We start from the raw sequence: 20,698 nt of genomic DNA on the forward strand, positions 1-20,698 counted from the left end.
TCGGCCCGGTCAGCCCCTCGGCCGACCGGCGTCGCCTTCGCGAACGGCTTCGGCAACCCGGCGCGGAGCACGACGGCGGCCGCGTCCCGTTCCCGAACGGCGGGGACGGGCACGACCGTCGGGCGCGTCTCGGGCCACGGCACCGCCCGGGCGGGCGGGGTCTTCCGTCCGGATGCACCGGGCACGGCGGGGGTCCGGAGCCGCCCAGCACAAGGGGCTTCCGGAGGAGGCCGGGGACGACGGGCTTCCGGAGGAGGCGCCGAGCACGACGGGCTTCCGGAGGAGGCGCCGAGCACGACGCAGCGGGAACCCTTGCCGTACGCGGCCGACCCTCCGGCCCGGAGTGCGGCGACCGCGCCGATGGCGCACCCGGTGGGCGCGGCGCGCCGACGGCACGCCGGACGGCCGCCCGGGGCCGCCCGTACCCCCGGGCACGTCGCACCTCATACTCTCAGTGGCGCACGGCCCGGCGCCGGGCCCGGCGCACGGCCCATGTCGAGAGGACGGCGAGGCACTTTGGACACCCCGCACGCCGTCGTGGTGATGGGCGTGTCAGGCACCGGCAAGACCACCGTCGGTGTCCTGCTCGCCGAGGCACTCGGCGTTCCCTACGCCGATGGCGACGACTTCCATTCCGCGCACGCCATCGCCAGGATGTCCGCCGGCGTCCCGCTGGACGACGCCGACCGCGAGCCCTGGCTGGACGCCGTCGGCCGGTGGGCGCACGGCAGGTCCGGCCGGGGCGGTGTCATCAGCTGCTCGGCCCTCAGGCGGGCCCACCGGGACCGGCTGCGGGCCGCCGCGCCGGACGTCGAGTTCCTCCATCTGACCGGCGACCGCGCGCTGATCGAGCGCCGGACTGCCGAGCGCGAGGGCCACTTCATGCCCGCCGCGCTGCTCGACTCGCAGTTCGCCGCCCTGGAACCCCTGGAGGGCGACGAGGCCGGCGTCGCCGTCGACGTCTCCGGCTCCCCCCGTGAAATCGCCGAACGGGCCGTCGCCGCGCTGCGCCGGCCGGAGGACTGAGACATCACCCCGACGCCCTTCCCCGCCCCGGCCGGCGGGATCCCGGCTCACGCCGGCCGGAGGGCGGGCCGGGTGCCGCGCCGGCACCGGCACCGGCACCGGCACCGGCCGACCGCCGCCGCATCCGGGCCCGGGACGGTGACGGGACGAGGACCGGGACGGCCACCGTGCCCGGATGCCCCTGGTGCCCCTGGTGCCCCTGGTGCCGACGGCTGCGACTGCGAGCGCGGTCGATGCGATCGGGCTGGTCGGGAAGCGTGCGGCCGCGCAGCGGTCCGCCCGCTTCCCGACCGCCGCGTCGTCGCCGGTTCGGCCGGGTGCCGCTCACGGCGGATACGGCGGGGAAACCCGCACGGATGCTCAACGACCGTCACCTTACGTCCCCGTTCGCCCTTTTTCGCACTTGTCCGCCCCTGTCCGCCCCCCGGTCGCCCCCTGTCCGTCCCTGTCCGGGTCCCACAGCGGGTGCTCCCGGCGGGCCCAGGAGCGCTCGACCGTCCCGTGGCGCATACCGCGGCGCGCCTCCGGATCGGCGAACGCCTTCCTGATGTGCCCGATCAGTACCACCCCGATGGCCAGCGCCAGCCAGTCGTGCACGAACGTCGCGCCGTTGCGCCAGACCAGCGGGGCGAGCCCGGTGAACCACATCAGCAGCCCCGTGCCGAGCATCACCAGCACCGCGCCGGCGATCCACGCGGCGTACAGCTTCTGCCCCGCGTTGAACTTCCCGGCCGGGCGTTCCCCGGGGCCGTGCCGGCGGCGGAGCGCGGCCCGGAGCCAGCGGCGGTCGTGCTGCCCGAAGCGGTTCAGCCGCCGCAGGTCCTTCCGGAACGGACGGGAGGCCAGTCCCAGCAGGAACGGCACCGGGAGCAGCAGCCCCGACCACTGGTGCAGGGTCACCACGAGGTGGCGGCGGCCCACGAGTCCGGCCAGCGCAGGCACGTACAGACAGGCGGCCGTCGCGACGCACAGCAGCATCAGCACCGCGGTGGCGCGGTGGACGAGGCGTTCGGCGCGGCCGAACCTCCGTACACGGCCCGGGGCCTCAGACGGTGGGGGTGTCGTCGCGGCCGTTCGAGCGGCCGACCCAGGCGTCGACGTCATAGCCTCGCTCCTCCCAGTACCCGGGGCGCACGTCCCGGGTCAGGGAGATCCCGGAGAGCCACTTCGCGGACTTGTAGAAGTACATGGGTGCGACATACAGCCGCACCGGCCCGCCGTGCGCGTGGGAGAGGGGTTCGTCACTCATCCGCAGACAGACCAGGACGTCGGAGCGGCGGGCCTGTTCGAGGGTCAGGCTCTCGCTGTACACACCGTCGAAGCAGGTGAACCGGACCGCCCGGGCCTCCGGCCGTACGCCGACGGCGTCCAGCAGCTCCGACAGCCGGACGCCCTCGAAGGGGGTGTCGGGGACGCGCCAGCCCGTCACGCACTGCACGTCGCGCACCAGACGGGTCTGCGGCAGTGCGCGGAGGGCGCGGAGGGTGAACTCGGCGGGCCGCTCGACCAGTCCGCCGACGGTGAGTTGGTAGCCGGCGGCGGTCTCGCGGGGCACGGACGCGGCGACCGAGTAGTAGCGGAAGCCGCCGCCACCCGGCAGCAGGCCGGTGAGCTTCGTCGGGTCCGTGTCGGCGACCGGCCCGAGGACCGCTTCGAGACCGCGTTGCAGCCAGGGAGCGGCGGCGACGCCGGCGGCACCGAGGCCCAGGACGGCGAGCACCGTGCGACGCCCGAGGGGTACGCCCTCCGCGTCCGGGTCCGCGACGGCAGCCGGATCCGGGGGCGGTGCCGGTGCCGGTGCCCCGGTCGGGGTCGGTGCCGGTGCCCCGGTCGGGGTCGGGGGCGGAGTCGGGGGCGGTGCCGCGTCCGGCGGACGCGGGTCCGGGTCCGTGTACCGGTCCGGATCCGCGTACCGGTCCGGGTCCGGACCCGGCCGCGCCGGATTGGAGGGGGTCGGACCCGGGGGCGGGGTGGTCTCGTTCACTCCTCGATTCGAGCACCCGCGGCCGCCGGGATCCAGCGGCCGCGGGCGTCCGTCAGAATTCCGTCACACCTCGGCGCGGGGTGCCGGGACCTGCTCCGCGGCCTGCTCCAGCCGGAAGGCCTCGTTGCCGAGCCCGATCCGGGCGTGCACCTCGGGCCGCAGGGACTTCAGGACCACGCCGTAGACGAGCCCGCCGGCCAGGGACAGGCCGATGATGCCGGGCAGGATCCAGCTCAGCGCCGAACCGGGTCCGGCTCCGATCAGGACATCGAAGTCCTTCACCGTGTAGGCGGCGATCGCGAGGAGCGAGAGCCCCGCCAGCCCGGAGCAGACGAGCCGCCACGCCTGCGGGCCGGCCGCGCCGCGGCGTACGAAGAAGGCGATCACGGCGAAGGAGGCCGCGGCCATCAGCAGGATCACCCCGAGGGCCCCGATGTTGCCCATCCAGGTGAACAGCCGCAGCACCGGAGTGGTCGGGTCGCCCGCGGGCCGGCCGTCGGTGGCGGCGAAGGCCGCGATCACTGCGGCGGAGACGAGGGACTGGAGCACCGAACCGGTGGCGGGGGCCCCGCTGGTACGGGTGGTCCGGCCGAAGCCGGCGGGCAGCAGCCCCTCCCGGCCCATGGCGAACGCGTAGCGTGCGACGACGTTGTGGAAGCTGAGCAGCGCCGCGAACATACCGGTCACGAAGAGGACGTGCAGCACATCGGTGAAGGCGGTGCCGAGTCGGTCGCCGGTGAGCGAGAACAGCAGTCCGGGCCCCTGCTCGGCCGCCTCGCGGGTGACGGCGCCGGGACCGGTGGCGACGGTGATCGCCCAGGCGCTGAGCGCGAGGAACAGCGCGGCGTAGCCGACGGCGAGGAACATCACGCGCGAGACCACCACCTGGGGGCGGCTGGTCTCCTCCGCGTACACCGGGGACTGCTCGAAGCCGACGAACGCCGCGATGCAGAAGCACAGGGCGGTACCGAGGCCCGCACCGGTGAGGGTGGCCGGGTCGAAGGCGCTCAGGGAGAGGCCCTCGGGGCCGGGCTCGGCCACGGCGGCGACGTCGAAGACGACGACGAGGGCGCACTCGACCACGAGGAGGACGCCGAGCACCCTGGCGTTGAGGTCGATCTTCAGCCAGCCCAGTACGGCGACGACGGCGGCGGCCGCGAGCGCGGGGACCCACCAGGGGACGGTCAGGCCGAGGTGGGTGGCGAGCAGGCCCGAGACCTCGAATCCGAGGATGCCGTAGATGCCGACCTGCATGGCGCTGTACGCGACGAGGGCGACCAGCGCGGCCCCGGCGCCCGAGGTGGGGCCGAGGCCGCGGGCTATGTAGGCGTAGAAGGCACCGGCGTTGTGGACGTGGCGGCTCATCTCGGCGTATCCGACGCTGAACAGCATCAGGACGATGCCGAGGACCACGTACAGCAGGGGCTGGCCGACGATCCCCATCACGCCGTAGACGGTGGGCATGACCCCGGCCACGACCATCAGCGGTGCGCTGGCGGCGAGGACCGAGAGCAGCAGGCCCGCGGTCCCGAGCCGGTCGGCGCGCAGCGCCCGGTCCTGGCCCTTGTAGGTGTTGATCTCGCTCGTGCTGGTGGCGCTCGTGCTGGTGCTCGAACTGGCCGGCGGCATGACGGGGCGGTCCCTTCCGGGGGATAGGTCGTTCAGACGGAGCCGAGCGCGGCGTCGCGCGCGGCGAGGAAGGCATGGTGCGGATCCCGGTCCGGGTAGGACCAGGGGTCCGGGGTGGCGTGCGGCCCGATGCGGTGGAAGAGGGCGGCGGCCTCGGCCGAGCGGCCCTCGCAGTACTTGGCGTGGGCGAGGAAGTTGAGGTCGAGCCGGTTGCGGGGGTGGTCCTCTCCCTCCCATTCCAGCCACCAGTCGAAGGCCGTCTTCATCACCTGGCGGGCCCGGCGGCTGGTCCAGTGGCCCGAGACGGCTGGGTCGGCGGGCCAGCCCCCGGCCGCGGCCAGCACCCGGTACCGCTCCGTGTGCGCGACCACGGGCAGGACGGCGAGCGGGGAGTCGGCGGGGGCCTGCTCGGCCGCCCAGGACGCGAAGTCGTACACCTCGTGCAGCGGGTCCTGGCCGGCGCCGACGCGGCGTTCGGCGAGCCGGGCGACCATCAGGTGGTGGGCGTGGTGGTGTTCGGGGTGGCGTACCCGTACCTCGTCGAAGAGGCGGACGACCTCCTCCTCGGTGCCCATGGTGCGGGCGAGGAGCAACTGCGCGAGCCACGGGGTCGGATCGTGGGGCGCCCGTCCCGCGGCCACCAGGCAGGCGGCCCTGGCGGACTCCGCCGGCTCCCTGCCGCGCAGGGCGGCCCGGACGGCTGCGCAGGCGAGCAGCGCGGCCGCGTCGGAGCTCTCGGGCTCGGCGAGGAGCCAGTCGCGCGCCCAGGCGGCGCTGGACGGCGGCTCGCCGAGGACGACGAGCCGATGGCCGCGGCGGTCCCAGTCGTCGCCGGTGGCCGAGAGCAGGGAGCGGACCGCGTTCCAGCGTCCCTGGGCCAACTGGCCTCGTACGGATATGAGTTCGGTGTCGTCGAGCGCGGGGTCGAAGGACTGACCGGAACGCCATGCGCGACGGCGGCGGCCGAGCGGAGGCGGAGGTGGGGGCATCCGCATTGCTACTTTCACATCAGACAGTGAGCGAATGATCGCTCTCAGCAAATCGGTAGGGAAGGCTCTGCGTCAAGGCCGGGCCCCTCGGGCTCTCCCTCACTGCCCCTCCGCCGACCCTCCGCGGACCGCCCATGGACCGCCCGCCGACCCTCCGCGGACCGACCACGGACCGACCACGGACCCCTGCACCGTGCCCCTCCGCCAGCCCTCCACCAACAGTCCACCGACCCCTGACCGACCGCCGCCCGCAGACCGCCGACCGCCGACCGCCCGCCGACCGCCAACCGCCGACCGCCCACGACCCCTGCGCCACCCCTCCGTCGCATCGTCCGCTTCCCCCTGCTGTGCGGGGAGTCGCGTCCCGCCGGCGCCGCGCGGCCGCCCCGTCGCGCCGCTACGAAACCGCCTTCGACGCCGCCCGGCCCGCCGCGCGCCCCGAGAAGATGCAGCCGCCGAGGAAGGTGCCTTCGAGGGAGCGGTAGCCGTGGACGCCACCGCCACCGAACCCGGCCGCCTCGCCCGCCGCGTACAGCCCCGGCAGCGGCTCCCCGCCGTCGGTGAGGACCCGGGAGGAGAGGTCCGTCTCCAGGCCGCCGAGCGACTTGCGGGTGAGGATGCTGAGCCGTACGGCGATGAGCGGCCCGGCCGCGGGGTCGAGGACGCGGTGCGGGGCGGCGGTGCGGATCAGCTTGTCGCCGAGGTATCGCCGGGCTCCCCGGATCGCGGTGACCTGGAGGTCCTTGGTGAAGGGATTGGCGATCTCGCGGTCGCGGGCGGTGATCTCGCGGCGCAGCGCCGCCTCGTCGATCAGGGGTTCGTCGGTGAGCGCGTTCATGCCGCGTACCAGCGCCGTCAGGTCCTTCTCGACGACGAAGTCCGCCCCCTTCTCCATGAAGGCCCTGACCGGGCCGGGTACTCCGGCGCGCGCCCGGTCGATGACACCGCGGACGGAACGGCCCGTGAGGTCGGGGTTCTGCTCGGAGCCGGAGAGGGCGAACTCCTTGCCGATGATGCGCTCGTTGAGCACGAACCAGGTGTGGCCGTGGCCGGAGCGCGTGATGTGCTCCAGCGTCCCGAGCGTGTCGAAGCCCGGGAACAGCGGGACCGGCAGCCGCCGTCCGCGCGCGTCCAGCCAGAGCGACGAGGGCCCCGGCAGGATGCGGATGCCGTGCCGGGCCCAGACGGGGTCCCAGTTCTCGATGCCCTCGGTGTAGTGCCACATGCGGTCGCGGTTGATGTGGCGGGCACCGGCCGACTCGGCGATGCCGAGCATCAGACCGTCGACGTGGGCCGGGACGCCGGAGAGCAGCTTCCCGGGCGGGGTGCCGAGCCGGTCGGGCCACTGCGCGCGCACGAGGTCGTGGTTGCCGCCGATGCCCCCGGAGGTGACGACGACGGCCTGGGCGCGGAGTTCGAAGTAGCCGTTGGCCTCGCGGCTGCTCGCCTCACCCCGCGGCACCGCGGACGGCTCCAGGACCTCCCCGGTGACGGTGTCGAGAGCGCCCGCGGTCCGGCCCAGCCCGGTCACCCGGTGGCGGAAGCGCAGTTCGACCAACCCGCGGGCGACGCCCTCCCGCACCCGGCGCTCGAACGGCTCCACGAGGCCGGGGCCGGTTCCCCAGGTGATGTGGAAACGGGGCACCGAGTTGCCGTGTCCGCCGGCGTCGTAGCCGCCGCGCTCGGCCCAGCCGACGACGGGGAAGAACCTCACGCCCTGGGCGTGCAGCCAGGGCCGCTTCTCGCCCGCGGCGAAGTCGACGTACGCCTCCGCCCAGCGGCGCGGCCAGAGGTCCTCGCCGCGGTCGAACCCGGCCGTGCCGAACCAGTCCTGGAGTGCCAGGGCATGGCCGTCCCTGATGCGCATCCGGCGCTGCTCCGGCGAGTCGACGAGGAAGAGCCCGCCGAACGACCAGTGGGCCTGCCCACCGATCGACTGCTCGGGTTCCTGGTCGAGCAGAAGGACCTTCCGGCCGGCTTCGGCGAGTTCGGCGGTGGCCGCGAGCCCCGCCAGCCCTGCCCCGATCACGATGACATCAGCGTCGTACGCCATGGTTGCTGTCCCTCTCGGAGCGGGCGCCCGGCGGCGCGGCCCAGTGCGATGGGCTCCGATCTTCTTTACGCGGCGGTAACTCGTCAACCGTTCCGATCGGAGCGGTCGCTCCCGTCGGGGCGGCCGTTCAGGCCGAGGAAGGCCGCCTCATGCCCCGGTTCCTGCCCGAGAGCGAACCGGAGGCACTCCTCGCGGATCGGGAGTGGGTCCCCGACGGCCTCGCCGCGTGCGAGCGGCTGCGGCGCAACCGGCCGCGTGAGCGCCGATCCGGAGCCGGAAGGGACCCGGGCGGCGCGAGAGCGCTCGGGTGGAAGCGGGTGCGCTGAGCGGCAGCGCTGAGCGGGACCGCTGGGGGAAGCAGCAGCAGCGGCAGCGCTGGGCGGAAGCGGCAGCGGCCCCGCCGGAGGGGCCTGCGCGCCGCGGCGCCGGTAGGGTGCGGCGCGTGAGCGACTTCGTACGCAACCTGGGGCTGTGGCTCGCGCCGCGCCGGATCCACGAGGAGGGCGAGACCCCCGACTACCGCTTCTCACTCGCCAACGAGCGTACGTTCCTCGCCTGGATCCGGACCGCGCTCGCACTGATCGCGGGTGGCTTCGCCGTCGACCAGTTCCTGCCGGACCTGCGATGGGGGATCCGGGTGGGACTGTCGCTCGCGCTGATCGGGACCGGGGTGCTGTGTGCGTTCCGGTCGGTCCACCACTGGGTGCGCTGCGAACTCGCGATGCGGCGCGGTGAGGACCTGCCGCTGTCGCGCTTTCCGTCGGTGCTGGCGCTGGCGGTGGGCGCCGTCTCGGTCACCATGGTGGTGGTCGTGGCCTCGGGTCGCGGATGAACGCGCTCACGCGCGATCCGGGGCTTCAGCCGGAGCGGACCCGGCTGGCCTGGCGGCGCACGACACTGGCGTTCACGGTGGCGGCCGCGCTCGCGGTCCGGCAGGTGGTGCGGCACGGTTCGGTGACGGCGGGCGATGTCGTCGCCTTCGCGCTGAGCGCGGTGGTGTGGCTCGGCTTCCTCGCGGTGGCGCACCGGCGCATCCGGGCGATGGCCCTGCTGCGGCCGCCGGGCGCCATGCCCTTCGCCCAGGCGGCGGCCGCGACCGTCTGCACACTCGCGCTCGCGGGGTTCGCCGCCGCGATCGTGTGGTGAGCGGTCGCGGGTGTCGGCCGGCGTCCGCGACCGATTCGACGATCCTGCCCTGGGGGCGACCCCGGCTGAGCCGGTGGGCCTCTGCCGTACGCTCCGGCGGGAGGACCCGCGCCAGACGGACCGAGAGGGCCTTTTCCCAGGCGAGTTCGCCCAGCGGGCAGAGGCCGGCCGCATCGGACCGTACATACACAAGGCACCCGCGTCGGACCGTACATACACAAGGCACCGGCATCGGGCCGCACGGACGCAAGGCACCCGCATCGGGCCGTACGAACAGACGACGCCGGCCCGGTCCTGCGACACGGGTCGGCGGCGGAGGCGATCCTGCCGCCCTCGGCGAGCACCCGGGCCGAGACCTCGCGGGGGCCTCGCCCCGCACACAGCCGACGACCGCGCTCACCCCGTCCGGGCGAGGGCCCGTACCGGCCCGGTCGGCCCCTCGCCGTGCGCCACGGGTCCGGCACCCGGGGCATGCGGGCGAAATCGTGCGGCGGATCGCCTCCGGCGCCGATCACGCGTGCGCCGAAGTGCCGGGCCGGCCGGGGCCGCCGGCGGTCCCGGCCGGCCCGGCACCCCCGCTCTGGACGACATACCGACCGGTCGGTCATGATGGGTGGGACGACCCGCCCCGCCCCACCGGAGGTATCACCGATGAGTTCAGTCCACCCCCCGGGCCTCGACCCCGAGAAGCTGCGGGTCCATCTCGACCGCGCGCTGCCGGGCCTGGTGAAGGGGCCGCTCGAGGCCCGGTGGATCGAGGGCGGCCGTTCGAACCTCACCTACTCCGTCACCGACGGCAGCGGCCGGTGGATCGTCCGCCGGCCGCCCCTCGGCCATGTGCTCGCCACCGCGCACGACATGAAGCGCGAGCACCGGGTGATCAGCGCCCTGCACCCGACGGCCGTCCCGGTGCCCGAGCCGCTGCTGCTCTGCGAGGACGAGGACGTGCTCGGCGCGCCCTTCTACGTCATGGAGTTCGTGGAGGGCACCCCGTACCGGACGGCCGAGGAACTCGCGCCCCTCGGCCCCGAGCGCACCCGTGCCGCCGTCCTGGCCCTCGTCGACACGCTCGTCGACCTCCACGCCCTGGACCCGGAGGCCGTGGGGCTGGGCGACTTCGGCCGGCCGGACGGCTTCCTCGACCGCCAGCTGCGCCGCTGGGGCAAGCAACTGGCCGCCTCCCGGGGCCGGGAACTCGCCGGCATCGACGAGCTGCACACCGCGCTCGGGCGGGGCCTGCCGGACTCCCCCGCACCGGCGGTCGTCCACGGCGACTACCGCCTTGACAACGTGCTGGTCGGCGAGGACGACCGGATCAGGGCGGTCCTCGACTGGGAGATGTCCACGCTCGGCGACCCGCTGACCGATCTCGGTCTGCTGGTGATGTACAGCCGAGAGCTGGAGCTGCCGGACTCCCCCGTCGGCACCACGGCCGGGGCCGCGGGCCACCCGGACGCCGCGGAACTCGTCGAGCGCTACGCGGCGCGCTCCGGCCGGGACACCTCCGCCGTCTCCTGGTACACGGCGTTCGCCTGGTTCAAGCTCGCCGTGATCCTGGAGGGCATCCACTACCGCTACACGCTCGGCCAGACCGTCGGCGCCGGCTTCGACCGGATCGGCGAACTGGTGCCCCTGTTCATCGAGCACGGCCTCGCCACCCTCCAGGAAGGCTGACCACCCATGGACTTCGCTTTCGACGCCCGCACCGAGGAACTGCGGGCCAGGCTGCTCGCCTTCATGGACGGGTACGTGTACCCGGCCGAGCCGGTCGAGCAGGAGCAGCGCGCGAGGCTCGCCTCGCCGTGGGACACCCCGGCCGTGATGGAGGAACTCAAGGCGGAGGCGCGCCGGCAGGGTCTGTGGAACCTCTTCCTGCCCGACTCCGGGTACGGCGCCGGACTGACCAACCTCCAGTACGCGCCGCTCGCCGAGATCACCGGCCGCAGCCCGCATCTGGCCCCGATCGCGCTGAACTGCGCCGCGCCCGACACCGGCAACATGGAGGTGCTGGCCCAGTTCGGCACCGAGGAGCAGAAGAAGCAGTGGCTGGAGCCGCTGCTGGCCGCCGACATCCGCTCCGCCTTCGCCATGACCGAGCCCGAGGTGGCGTCCTCGGACGCGACCAACATCGAGACCCGGATCGAGCGCCGGGGCGACGAGTACGTCGTCAACGGCCGCAAGTGGTACATCTCCGGGGCCATGAACCCCGACTGCCGGATCCTCATCGTGATGGGCAAGACCGATCCGGAGGGCGCGGACATCCGGCGCCAGCAGTCGATGCTCCTCGTCCCGCGCGACACCCCGGGTGTCGAGGTGCGCCGGGCGATGCGGGTGTACGGCTTCGAGGACCACTCCCACGGCGGCCACGCCGAGGTCGTGTTCGACGACGTCCGGGTGCCGGTGTCGAACCTGGTCGGCGAGGAGGGCGGCGGCTTCGCCATCGCCCAGGCACGGCTGGGGCCCGGCCGCATCCACCACTGCATGCGGCTGATCGGCATGGCCGAGCGGGCGATCGAGCTGATGTGCCGACGGGCCCTGTCGCGCACGGCGTTCGGCAAGCCGATCGCCCGGCAGGGCGTCGTGCAGAACTGGATCGCCGACGCGCGGGTGGCGGTGGAGCAGCTGCGGCTGCTGGTGCTGAAGACGGCCTGGCTGATGGACACGGTCGGCAATCGCGGGGCCCACACGGAGATCCAGGCCATCAAGATCGCCACACCGCGTACGGTCGTGGACATCCTGGACAGGGCGGTCCAGGTGCACGGGGCGGGCGGGGTGAGCCAGGACTTCCCGCTGGCCGAGCTGTGGGCCGCGGCGCGGACGCTGCGACTGGCGGACGGCCCGGACGAGGTGCACCAGCGGTCGCTGGCGCGGCGTGAGCTGAAGCGGTACCGGTGAAGCGATACCGGTGGGGCGATACCGGTGGGGCAGTGCGGGTAGGGCGGTAGGGCGGTACCCCGGTGGGGCGGCGGTCGGCCGGCAACGGCACGGCGGTGGCGGCGAGGCAGGGCCGCCCGCCCCGCGGGTCCGCGCCTCCGTCACGCGCCTCCGGCACGCGGCACCGCCCATGCCGCACCCACCGGCACGCCACACCACCGCCCACGCCGCACCACCGCCCATGCCGCACCACCGCCCATGCCGCACCGCCGGCACGCCACGGCACTGTCCGCGCGGCGCCCCCGCGAGCCGGGACGCCGTGCGGTTCACGACCCCGCGGGTGTCAGGGGCGCAGTGCCCGCAGGAGCAGGTCGGCGAGTTGGTCGGCCACCTGCTGCGGGCTGAGCGGACCGTCCGGGCGGTACCAGGTGGACAGATGGTGCACCGAGCCGAAGTGGTAGTCCACCACGAGGTCGGCGGGGGTCGCGGCGGAGAACACCCCGCTCTGCTGGCCCTCCTCGATCAGTGCGCGGAACCGCTCGTGGTAGCGCCGGCGTTCGGCTCGGACCTGCTTGTTCTTCTCCGGGCTGAGGTGGTGCATGGAACGGAAGAAGATCGAGGCGTCGTCGAGGTTATCGATGGTCGTGACGACGACGTCGGCGGCGGCCGACCTGAGCCGCTGCTCGACGGGGGCGTCCGCCTCGGCGAAGGCGTCGAGGCGTTCCTGCTGAAGCCTGAGCACCCGGGAGTAGACCTCCTGGAGGAGGTCCTCCTTGGAGCCGAAGTAGTGGTAGAGGGCGCCCTTGGTGACGCCCGCCGCCTCGACGATCTCCTGGACGGACGTACGGTCGTAGCCCTGCTCCGCGAAGAGCCGGGTGGCGGTGGCGAGCAGCCTCTGGGGGACGGGCACGCCGTTCCCGTCCGTCGTCCTGGCCATTGCCGCCACCCGCCCTTCCGTTCGGTCGTCCTTGTGCCGCGCTCCCCGGTCGCCGGGGCCGACGGGGTCTCATACCCCGCCGGGGCCCGGCGGGGTCTCATGCCCGGGAACGCAGCTCCCGCCTGAGGATCTTCCCACTAGTCGTCTTCGGGAGCTCCTCGAGGATCTCGACCTGCCGCGGGTACTTGTAGGCGGCGAGCCGGTCGGCGCAGTAGCCGGCGAGTTCGTCGGGGCCGACGGAGGTGCCGGGGCGGAGGCTGACGTACGCCTTGACGGTCTCGCCGCGGTAGGCGTGCGGCACGCCGACGACCGCCGCCTCCCGGACCGCCGGGTGGGTGTGCAGGACGTCCTCGACCTCGCGCGGCCAGACCTTGAAGCCCGAGGCGTTGATCATGTCCTTCTTCCGGTCGACCACGTAGAGCCAGCCGTCGGGGTCCATGAATCCGATGTCCCCGGTGCGCAGCTCGCCGTCCGGGAAGCCCGCCGCGGTGGCCTCCGGCAGCCGCCAGTAGCCGGGCACGACCTGCGGTCCCCGGACGGCGATCTCGCCGTGCTCGCCGAAGGGGACCTCCTCGCCGCGGTCGTCGAGGATCCGTACGACGGTGTCCGCCCCGGGGAGGCCGACGGAGAGGGTGCCGGAGGCGGGGTCGACCGGGGCCTCCTTCCCCGGGGGCACCGAAGCGCAGGGCGCGGTGCACTCGGTGAGCCCGTAGCCGTTGCGGATGTAGGGGCCGAACTCCGTGCGGAACCTCTCCACCAGGGCGGGCGGCACGGGCGCGCCGCCGGAGGAGAGGACGGCGAAGGACGCGAAGTGGGCTGGTCCGGCGCCGGGGTGGGCGGCCAGGGCCATGAAGGCGGTGGAGGGCCCGACGGTGTAGGCGGGCCGGTGCTCCAGGAAGGCGTCGAGGACGACGCCCGCCTCGAAGCGGTACGCGAGCGCGAGCGTGCCCGCGTTGGCCACGCAGGCCGCCAGTTCGCACACCAGGCCCGTGATGTGGAAGAGCGGAGCGAGGGCGAAGTAGCAGGCGCCTTCGGGCACGGGGTGGCCGGTGCGCTGGCGCTCGGCGTTGTAGGTGATGCCGCCGTGGAGGTTCATGGCGCCCTTGGGTCTGCCGCTGGTGCCCGAGGTGTAGCTGATCAGGGCCACGTCGCCGGCCGCCGGGTCTCTGCCTTCCGGGGCGGTGTACCCGGCGCGGGCGACGGCGACCAGGTCGTCGGTGTCGCCGGGCGGCGGCAGCCGTTCGAAGCCGAGGACCCGGCTGTCGTCGCGGGTCTGCAGGTCCTGCTCGCAGGCGGTGACGGCGAACCGGACGGGGGTGGCGGCGGCGGTGCCGCGCAGCCCGGTCTCCCAGGCGCGGTCCGAGCAGATCAGCGCCGTCGCGCCGGAGTCCTCCAGGGCGTGGGTCGCCTCGGCCGACTTGTACATGGGGTTCAGCGGGACGACGGCCGCCCCGGCCTTCCACGCGCCCAGCAGGGCGAGGACGAAGTGGGGGGTGTTCTGGAGCATCAGGGCGACCCGGTCGCCCCGGGCCACTCCGCGGGCGGCGAGGTAGCCGGCGAGGGAGTCGGAGAGGGCGTCGGTCTCGCGGTAGCCCAGCCGGCCGTCGAAGTAGGCGAGGGCGGTGCGGTCCGGGGCCCGCCGGGCGGCGGCGCGGAAGGAGTGGACGACGCTCGCGGGCGGGTGCACGGGGGCGCGCTGGTTCGCGGTCAGCTGGGAGAGCCATGGCCGGGCGGCGTAGTGGGAGGCCCTCACCGGGCGGCCTCCCACTTCTGCTGGATGTGGTTCATGGTGCCCAGCCAGCGGTCGGGGTCGCCGGCGCGGGCCTGGTGGTACCCGGCGACCTCGGGGTGCGGCAGGATGAGGAAGCGATCGGCCTCGATCCCCTCGAACAGGGCGTCGGCGACGTCCTCGGGCTCGATGGCGTCGGGGGCGAGGACGAGTTCGCCCGCCGATCCCGCCGCGGCGAGCATGTCGGTGCGGACGCCCTGCGGGCAGATGGCGTGCACCTTGAGGCCGCGGTGGCGGTACGTCAGCGACAGCCATTCCGCGAAGGCGAGCGCGCCGTGCTTGGTGACGCTGTACGGGGCGGCGCCGATCATCGTCAGGAGCCCGGCGGCGGACACGGTGGAGACGAAGCGGCCGCCGCCCCGCTCCAGCCAGTCGGGGAGCAGGGTGCGTACGGCCCGGACGTGCGCCATCACGTTCACGTCCCAGGCGGCGGCCCAGACCTCCTCGGCGGCGAGGGCGTCGCCCGGTGAGGCGAGTCCGGCGTTGGCGCAGTAGACGTCGACGGTGCCGCCGAGGGCCTCCCTGGCCTCCTCGACGACGGCGGAGGCGTCGCCGGGGACGGCGAGGGCGCCGATCTCCTCCGCGACGGCCCGGGTCCGGCCCGGGTCGATGTCGTTGACGGCGACGCGTGCGCCCTCCGCCGCGAAGCGGCGTGCCAGGGCGGCGCCGATGCCGCCGCCCGCGCCGGTGACCACCACGTTCGCGCCCTGAACCGTACCCATCGGACCTGCCTCTCCGTCGCGGCTCACTCAGAAGTGCAGACTAACCAGTCGGTATGTGCAGGCGGAAGAGGGCCCCGGCGGACGTGCCGCCGGGGCCGGGAACGCACCCGGCGGACGTGCCGCCGGGGCCGGGAACGCACCCGGCGGACGTGGTGCCGGGGGCGTTCCCGGCGGCCCGGCCCCGCGCTAGCGTGCATGCCCATGACAGCCATCACGACAGCCATAGCGATCGCGGAGGTGGTGCGATGAGCCTGACCAGACGAGGTCTGCTGGCCGCGGGAGGTGCCGCGGGCGCCCTGGCGGCGACCGCGTCCGCGACCCCGCCCGCGGTGGCGCACGACGGGCGGAGCCGGGTCCGCACCGGTTTCGAGCGGCTCGCCGCCGACGGCTACCGGCTGCTCTCCGGCGAGCGGGTCGGCGTCGTCACCAACCCCACCGGCATCACCCGCGACACCCGTCACCTGGTCGACGTGATGCACGCGGACGACCGCGTGGACCTGGTCGCCGTCTTCGGCCCGGAGCACGGATTCCGCGGCACCGCCCAGGCCGGAGGCTCGGAGGGCCGCTACGACGACCCCGCCACCGGTCTGCCGGTCTACGACACCTACCTCAAGAGCGGACAGCCCCTCGCCGACGTCTTCACCGCCTCCGGCGTGGACACGGTCGTGTTCGACGTCCAGGACGCCGGCGCCCGCTTCTACACGTACATCTGGACGATGTACGACTGCATGGCCGCGGCGGTGCTCGCCGGGAAGCGGTTCGTGGTCCTGGACCGGCCCAACCCGGTGACCGGCCGCGCCGCCCTCGGACCCGTCCTGGACAAGGCGTTCGCCACCTTCGTCGGCCGCGAACCGATCGCCCAGGCGCACGGGATGACCGTCGCCGAACTGGCCCTGCTGTTCAACGCCGAGTTCCTGACCGCACCGGCGGAGCTGGACGTGGTGCGGATGTCGGGGTGGCGACGGGACGACTTCCACGACGCCACCGGCCTGCCCTGGGTGCCGCCGAGCCCCAACATGCCGACGCCGGAGACCGCGCTCGTCTACTCCGGGACCTGCCTCTTCGAGGGCACCAACCTCTCGGAGGGCCGCGGCACCACCCGCCCGTTCGAACTGCTCGGCGCGGAGGGGATCGACCGCGCGTGGGCGGAGGCGGCGAACGCGCTGCACCTGCCCGGAGTGCGCTTCCGCGAGGCCTACTTCGCCCCGGTCTTCTCCAAGTTCCAGGGCAGGACCGTGGGCGGGGTGCAGCTCCATGTGCACGACCGCGAGGCGTTCGACCCGGTCCGCACCGGCGTCGGACTGCTGGTGACCGCGAAGCGCAGCTGGACGGGCTTCGCCTGGCGGCCCGACCACTGGATCGACAAGCTCACCGGGTCCGCCCTGGTGCGCACGATGATCGACGCGGGCGCCGGGACGGACGAGGTCGTCGGAGCGTGGCAGCAGGACCTTGCGGCGTTCCGCGCGCTGCGGCGGGAGTACCTGCTGTACCGGTGACCGCGAATCGGCCAAGTCCCGCCGGCAACCGCGACTTCAGGGCGCGTTCGCGCGGGGCGTCCGGGGCGGGTCCGACCGAGCGCCCGAGCGGCCTTCGGGCGAGGTCCTTCCGGCGCGCCCGACCTCCGTGAACCGGGCCTCCCTGTACCCGCGTTCACGTCCGGGCCCCGGCCCGCCGGCACGCCCGGGCCCGCCCGGGGCCGGATGCCCGCTACGGCGGCTCCCCGGGCCGGCGCTCCCTCCGCCGCACCCCGAGGCGGCCGGTCGGCGCGCGCCGACCGGCGCGGACCCTCGGTACGGCCTGGCCGGGAAGGGTTCCGGCGCCCCGGCGCGGCCCGCCGGCCGCCGTGGCGTCGCCGGTCTCCATCGACCGCGCCGCCCCCGGCCGGATCTCTGCTCCGGCACACAGTTCTTGCCGAATCCCTTCACCCCGTCTCGCAGTACGGACGTTCAGGGGAGCCGTACGGGGTACTCGTACGTCCATTCCTTGACGCGGAAGTACCAGCGACGGCGTTCGAGCGACGGAGGTGGCAGGACGATGGCCGGATTCCGGAGTCTTGCGAGACAGGTCCGCGACCCGCGGTGTGATCTGGCGCTGCGGCGCTATTCACTGCGCAAGTGCCTGGAGCGGTTCGCCCCCTACGGGCACCGGGCGACCTGGGACCATCTGTGCACCAGGCACGGGATCGATCCCGACGACAGAGACCCCGATCCGGCGCGGCTGGTGGCCGCGCTCGCCGAACTGGAGGAGGCACGGGCCGTGTGGCTCGCGTACGAAGGGGACTTCGCGGAGCGGCGCAGGCGCGAGAAGCACGGCGGCCTGCGGCGGCCGGGGTCCTTCGACGACTGGCACCGGCGGACCTGGGGCGGCAACGGCATCGCCCGGTGCGGCGACCCGGGGGTGCACCCCACGGATCCGCTCGCCGATGTGCTGCGCCGGCTGATCACCGCGCTCGAGGCGGCACCCTCCGCGGTGTGCCCGGTGTGCGCGGGCTCCCGGATCGTCTGGCGGCAGGACCTGGACCAGGAGCCCTGGTTCGGCCCGGTGTGCTCGGGCTGCGGGATCGTGGTGCCGCAGCCCGTGCTGACCCGGGAGGCCCTGATGGCCGCGAAGCGGGCGCGCGTGGGGGAGCTGGCACCGGTGGCCTGACACGGGCGGGGGCGCGGACGGCGCCGGTGACCCGGCACGGGCGGGGGCGCGGACGGCGCCGGTGGGGCCCGGCAGGGGTGGGGGTCGCGGAACGGCGCAGGTGACCCGGCACGGGCGGGGTCGGACGACGGCGCCGGTGGCCTCGCACGGGTACGCGTCGCAGATCCGTGTGCGACGGCGGGACGCCGGGGCACGCGGCCGGGGCCGGACCGGCCGTGTTCGCCCGGCTGCTCCACGCCCCGTCCTCCGACCGCGCCCTCCTCGACGCCCACGCGCCGGCCCGCCTTCCCTGCGGACTTCGGTACGAGCCGGCCGTGCGGCCCCGCCGTCCGGGGCGCCGGGAGTGTGGGCACGGCCCGGGCCCACGGTCGGCGCAATGCCCTTCGGCCGGGCGGGGCGGGCGCAGACTCGGCGGGATGCGGGCGAAACGCGGGACCTTCCTGATGTGGGCGATGGTGGCGCTCACGCTGACGACGGGGATGGTCGAAGCGGTCAGCTTCCTCGCCCTGGGGCCGGTGTTCACCGCCGTACAGACCGGCACCATGCTGTTGCTGTCGTTCGCTCTGGTGGGCGTGGCCGGACTGGCCGTCGTGCCGTGTCTGGCCTCGGTGGCGGGGTTCACCGTGGGGGCGGCGCTCTCCGCGCGGTTCGAGTCGCGGTCCCGGGTGAGAGGTCACCGGTGGTTCCGGGAGGCGCTGATCGCGGAGAGCCTGGTCCTGGCCGTCGCCGCCGCGGTGGCGTGGGGTATCGATCGCCCCGGCGAAACCCTCACCGGACACCACTACACGGCGGCCGGCCTGGTGGCACTGGCCATGGGGATCCGCAACGTCTCCACGCTGCGGGCGGGCGTACGGGGCATGCCGGTGACGGTCATCACCCGAGCCCTGGCGGCGCTGATCGGCGGCTCCCCGCTGACGGTGGACACGCGCCTCGCCCCCGGGGCGGGCGAGCAGGTCCGGCGGACCGTCTCGGTGGCCGCGATGTTCGCGGGCGGTCTGTTCGGCGCCTGGCTGCTGCACGACGTCCGGGTCGGCGCGGGCGCGGTGCTGCTGTTCACCGCGGTGCTCGGAATGGCCGTCGCACTCGCCTTCACCCTGGCGCCGCGGGAGCGGATGCCCGACGCCGGCTGACGGCACTCGGCAGGCGACAGGCGACAGGCGACAGGCGACAGGCGACAGGCGACAGGCGACAGGCGACAGGCGACAGGCGACAGGCGACAGTACGCGGTGACGCGGTGACGCGGGAAAAACCCTCGGGTGCTCCGTTGACAGGAAGCCCCACCCCGGTCAGACTAAGCAGTCGCTTAGCCGTTGTGCAGCATCCGGATGAGAAGGGCAGGGACAGGGACATGGCCGAACCGAGGATCTTCACGTCCGCCGAGGAGCTGGCCGCCGGGGTCGGCGAGGAGTTGGGGCCCAGCGACTGGCTGGAGGTCGACCAGAAGCGGATCGACCTGTTCGCCGAGGCCACGGGCGACCACCAGTGGATCCATGTGGACCCCGAGCGGGCGGCCTCCGGGCCGTTCGGGACGACCGTCGCACACGGCTATCTGACGCTCTCACTGCTCCCGGCACTCGTCCCCCGGATCATGCGGGTCGAGGGCATGAAGATGGGCATCAACTACGGGACCAACAAGGTCCGCTTCCCCGCCCCGGTCCCGGTGGGCTCGCGGCTGCGGGCCACGGCGGTCCTCAGCAGCGTGGCGGAGGTGGGCGGCGGTGTGCAGGTGACGGCGGTGGTCACCGTGGAGCGCGAGGGCGGCGGCAAGCCGGTGTGCGTCGCCGAGTCGGTGTCCCGCTACTTCTTCTGAGCTGAGGCTTCCTCCGGCCCTTCCCCCGGTTCGCCGGGCGCATCCCCTGCTCCGAAGCGCGAGCGGGCCCCGCTGCGCCCGGCCCTCAGGAGCCGCCCGTTCCCCCACAGCCGCCGCCCGGGGTCACCGGCCGGGCACGGCCGACCCTCCGCCCGCACCGCTACGACCGCTACGACCGCTACGACCGCTACGACCGCGCGGACACCATACGCAGGACGAGGTCGGCGTACAGCTCGCCGACCTCCTCCGGCGTCCTGCGCCCCTGCACGTTGAACCAGCGCGCCACGTCGATGCAGAGCGACAGCACCGCCAGGGTGGTGCCGGACACGTCCGGGACGTCGAACTCGCCCGACTCCACGCCGTCGCGCAGGATCCCGCGCACCACGGCGTCGCTGCGCCGGCGCAGCGCCATGATCTCGGCCCGGTGCTCCTCGGACAGTGCGTCGAGCTCGTACTGCACCACGCGTGCGGTGTCGTGCCTGCCGGCGTGCCAGCGGACGAAGGAACGCACCGCCTCGGCGAGCCGCTCTCCCGGCGCTCCGCCGCCCTCGGACGCGGCCGACAGCACTTCGAGCGCCTTGTCGTGGCCGATCCGGCTGATCCGGTGGAGCAGCTCCTCCTTGGTCTTGTAGTGGATGTAGAGGGCGGCCGGGCTCATGCCCGCCCGGCCCGCGATGTCCCGGGTCGTGGTCGCGTGGTAGCCCCGCTCCGCGAAGGCCTCGACTGCGGCGACGAGGAGCTTGCGCGCGGCTTCGGGCGCGACCTCGCCCCACGGCACGTCGTCGGCCGTCGTTTCCTGCGCCGCAGTCATGGCTCACCCCTTCTGCCCGCCGTCCCTGTGAGTGCGGGACGAACACCATACCCCGAACCTGAGCAAGCGCTTAGGGCACGGAACCCGCCTCCGCGGGGGAACCGCGCGGGAGGGGGAACGGAAGCGGAACCGCGGGCGGGAGCGGGACCGCGCGGCCGTCTGCCGCCCTGACGGACCGGTCCTGCCCGTTGCCGCACCCTGGCTGCTGCGGCAACGGGACCCCGGTTGCCGCCCCGTACGCGGCGCACGGCACACACGGCACGGGACACAGCGCGCACGGCA

Annotated in this window: 19 protein-coding genes; 10 read left to right on the forward strand and 9 right to left on the reverse strand. The window is 74.2% G+C overall.

Annotation, left to right across the window (positions count from 1 at the left end):
- Positions 1-516: 516 nt before the first annotated feature.
- The gene (locus tag DDQ41_RS01930) at positions 517-1,026 is read left to right on the forward strand and encodes a gluconokinase (RefSeq protein WP_109292884.1); all 510 of its coding nucleotides are present in this window, start codon (positions 517-519) and stop codon (positions 1,024-1,026) included.
- A gap of 375 nt (positions 1,027-1,401) precedes the next feature.
- Here the strand turns inward: DDQ41_RS01930 and DDQ41_RS01935 are convergent, their stop codons facing one another.
- The 5 genes from DDQ41_RS01935 to DDQ41_RS01955 all read right to left on the reverse strand — a co-directional run bounded on the left by DDQ41_RS01935 (position 1,402) and on the right by DDQ41_RS01955 (position 7,681).
- Complete coding sequence (locus DDQ41_RS01935) at positions 1,402-2,130, reverse strand: cytochrome b/b6 domain-containing protein (RefSeq protein ID WP_109292885.1); 729 nt, start codon at positions 2,128-2,130, stop codon at positions 1,402-1,404.
- The gene (locus DDQ41_RS01940; protein ID WP_109292886.1) at positions 2,072-3,010 is read right to left on the reverse strand and encodes a molybdopterin-dependent oxidoreductase; all 939 of its coding nucleotides are present in this window, start codon (positions 3,008-3,010) and stop codon (positions 2,072-2,074) included. Before DDQ41_RS01940 ends, DDQ41_RS01935 begins: the two co-directional genes overlap by 59 nt.
- Positions 3,011-3,073: 63 nt before the next feature.
- Positions 3,074-4,639, reverse strand: coding sequence for an APC family permease (locus DDQ41_RS01945; RefSeq protein ID WP_109292887.1), 1,566 nt, complete (start codon positions 4,637-4,639; stop codon positions 3,074-3,076).
- A 32-nt stretch (positions 4,640-4,671) separates the two neighbouring features.
- Positions 4,672-5,628 (reverse strand): hypothetical protein, encoded by a 957-nt coding sequence (locus DDQ41_RS01950; RefSeq protein WP_167450229.1) that lies wholly within the window; start codon positions 5,626-5,628, stop codon positions 4,672-4,674.
- Between the two features lie 397 nt (positions 5,629-6,025).
- Positions 6,026-7,681, reverse strand: a complete 1,656-nt coding sequence (locus DDQ41_RS01955) for an FAD-binding dehydrogenase (RefSeq protein WP_109292889.1) — start codon at positions 7,679-7,681, stop codon at positions 6,026-6,028.
- A gap of 149 nt (positions 7,682-7,830) precedes the next feature.
- Between DDQ41_RS01955 and DDQ41_RS32165 the strand changes: the two genes are divergently transcribed.
- From DDQ41_RS32165 to DDQ41_RS01980, 5 genes are all read left to right on the forward strand, one after another.
- The gene (locus DDQ41_RS32165; RefSeq protein ID WP_245991337.1) at positions 7,831-8,007 is read left to right on the forward strand and encodes a hypothetical protein; all 177 of its coding nucleotides are present in this window, start codon (positions 7,831-7,833) and stop codon (positions 8,005-8,007) included.
- Between the two features lie 116 nt (positions 8,008-8,123).
- Positions 8,124-8,513 (forward strand): YidH family protein, encoded by a 390-nt coding sequence (locus DDQ41_RS01965; protein ID WP_109292890.1) that lies wholly within the window; start codon positions 8,124-8,126, stop codon positions 8,511-8,513.
- Entirely contained in the window at positions 8,510-8,827 is a 318-nt protein-coding gene (locus DDQ41_RS01970; RefSeq protein WP_109292891.1) for a DUF202 domain-containing protein, read from the forward strand. Before DDQ41_RS01965 ends, DDQ41_RS01970 begins: the two co-directional genes overlap by 4 nt.
- A gap of 651 nt (positions 8,828-9,478) precedes the next feature.
- Complete coding sequence (locus DDQ41_RS01975) at positions 9,479-10,501, forward strand: phosphotransferase family protein (protein ID WP_109292892.1); 1,023 nt, start codon at positions 9,479-9,481, stop codon at positions 10,499-10,501.
- Positions 10,502-10,507: 6 nt separating this feature from the next.
- Positions 10,508-11,722, forward strand: coding sequence for an acyl-CoA dehydrogenase family protein (locus DDQ41_RS01980; protein WP_109292893.1), 1,215 nt, complete (start codon positions 10,508-10,510; stop codon positions 11,720-11,722).
- Positions 11,723-12,044: 322 nt separating this feature from the next.
- On the opposite strand, the gene DDQ41_RS01985 is transcribed toward DDQ41_RS01980, so the two are convergent.
- From DDQ41_RS01985 to DDQ41_RS01995, 3 genes are all read right to left on the reverse strand, one after another.
- A complete protein-coding gene (locus DDQ41_RS01985) occupies positions 12,045-12,638 on the reverse strand; it encodes a TetR/AcrR family transcriptional regulator (RefSeq protein WP_109292894.1) in 594 nt (197 codons plus the stop codon).
- A 97-nt stretch (positions 12,639-12,735) separates the two neighbouring features.
- Positions 12,736-14,406: an AMP-binding protein gene (locus DDQ41_RS01990; protein ID WP_109292895.1), complete on the reverse strand. Its 1,671-nt coding sequence runs from the start codon at positions 14,404-14,406 to the stop codon at positions 12,736-12,738.
- The gene (locus DDQ41_RS01995; RefSeq protein WP_109292896.1) at positions 14,388-15,149 is read right to left on the reverse strand and encodes an SDR family oxidoreductase; all 762 of its coding nucleotides are present in this window, start codon (positions 15,147-15,149) and stop codon (positions 14,388-14,390) included. The genes DDQ41_RS01990 and DDQ41_RS01995 overlap by 19 nt, the downstream gene beginning before the upstream one ends.
- A 245-nt stretch (positions 15,150-15,394) precedes the next feature.
- On the opposite strand from DDQ41_RS01995, the gene DDQ41_RS02000 reads away from it, so the two are divergent.
- The 4 genes from DDQ41_RS02000 to DDQ41_RS02015 all read left to right on the forward strand — a co-directional run bounded on the left by DDQ41_RS02000 (position 15,395) and on the right by DDQ41_RS02015 (position 19,605).
- Positions 15,395-16,645 carry an exo-beta-N-acetylmuramidase NamZ family protein gene (locus tag DDQ41_RS02000; RefSeq protein ID WP_109292897.1) on the forward strand — a complete coding sequence of 417 codons (1,251 nt, stop codon included), beginning with the start codon at positions 15,395-15,397 and terminating at the stop codon, positions 16,643-16,645.
- A 538-nt stretch (positions 16,646-17,183) separates the two neighbouring features.
- Positions 17,184-17,795, forward strand: coding sequence for a hypothetical protein (locus DDQ41_RS02005; RefSeq protein WP_109292898.1), 612 nt, complete (start codon positions 17,184-17,186; stop codon positions 17,793-17,795).
- Between the two features lie 416 nt (positions 17,796-18,211).
- Positions 18,212-18,925, forward strand: coding sequence for a YoaK family protein (locus DDQ41_RS02010; RefSeq protein ID WP_109292899.1), 714 nt, complete (start codon positions 18,212-18,214; stop codon positions 18,923-18,925).
- Between the two features lie 218 nt (positions 18,926-19,143).
- On the forward strand, positions 19,144-19,605 hold the full coding sequence (locus tag DDQ41_RS02015) for a MaoC family dehydratase (RefSeq protein ID WP_109292900.1): 462 nt from the start codon (positions 19,144-19,146) through the stop codon (positions 19,603-19,605).
- A gap of 187 nt (positions 19,606-19,792) precedes the next feature.
- Here the strand turns inward: DDQ41_RS02015 and DDQ41_RS02020 are convergent, their stop codons facing one another.
- A complete protein-coding gene (locus DDQ41_RS02020; RefSeq protein ID WP_109292901.1) occupies positions 19,793-20,416 on the reverse strand; it encodes a TetR/AcrR family transcriptional regulator in 624 nt (207 codons plus the stop codon).
- Positions 20,417-20,698 lie beyond the last annotated feature (282 nt).

Origin of the sequence: Streptomyces spongiicola, from assembly GCF_003122365.1 — a bacterium.
Taxonomy (GTDB): domain Bacteria; phylum Actinomycetota; class Actinomycetes; order Streptomycetales; family Streptomycetaceae; genus Streptomyces; species Streptomyces spongiicola.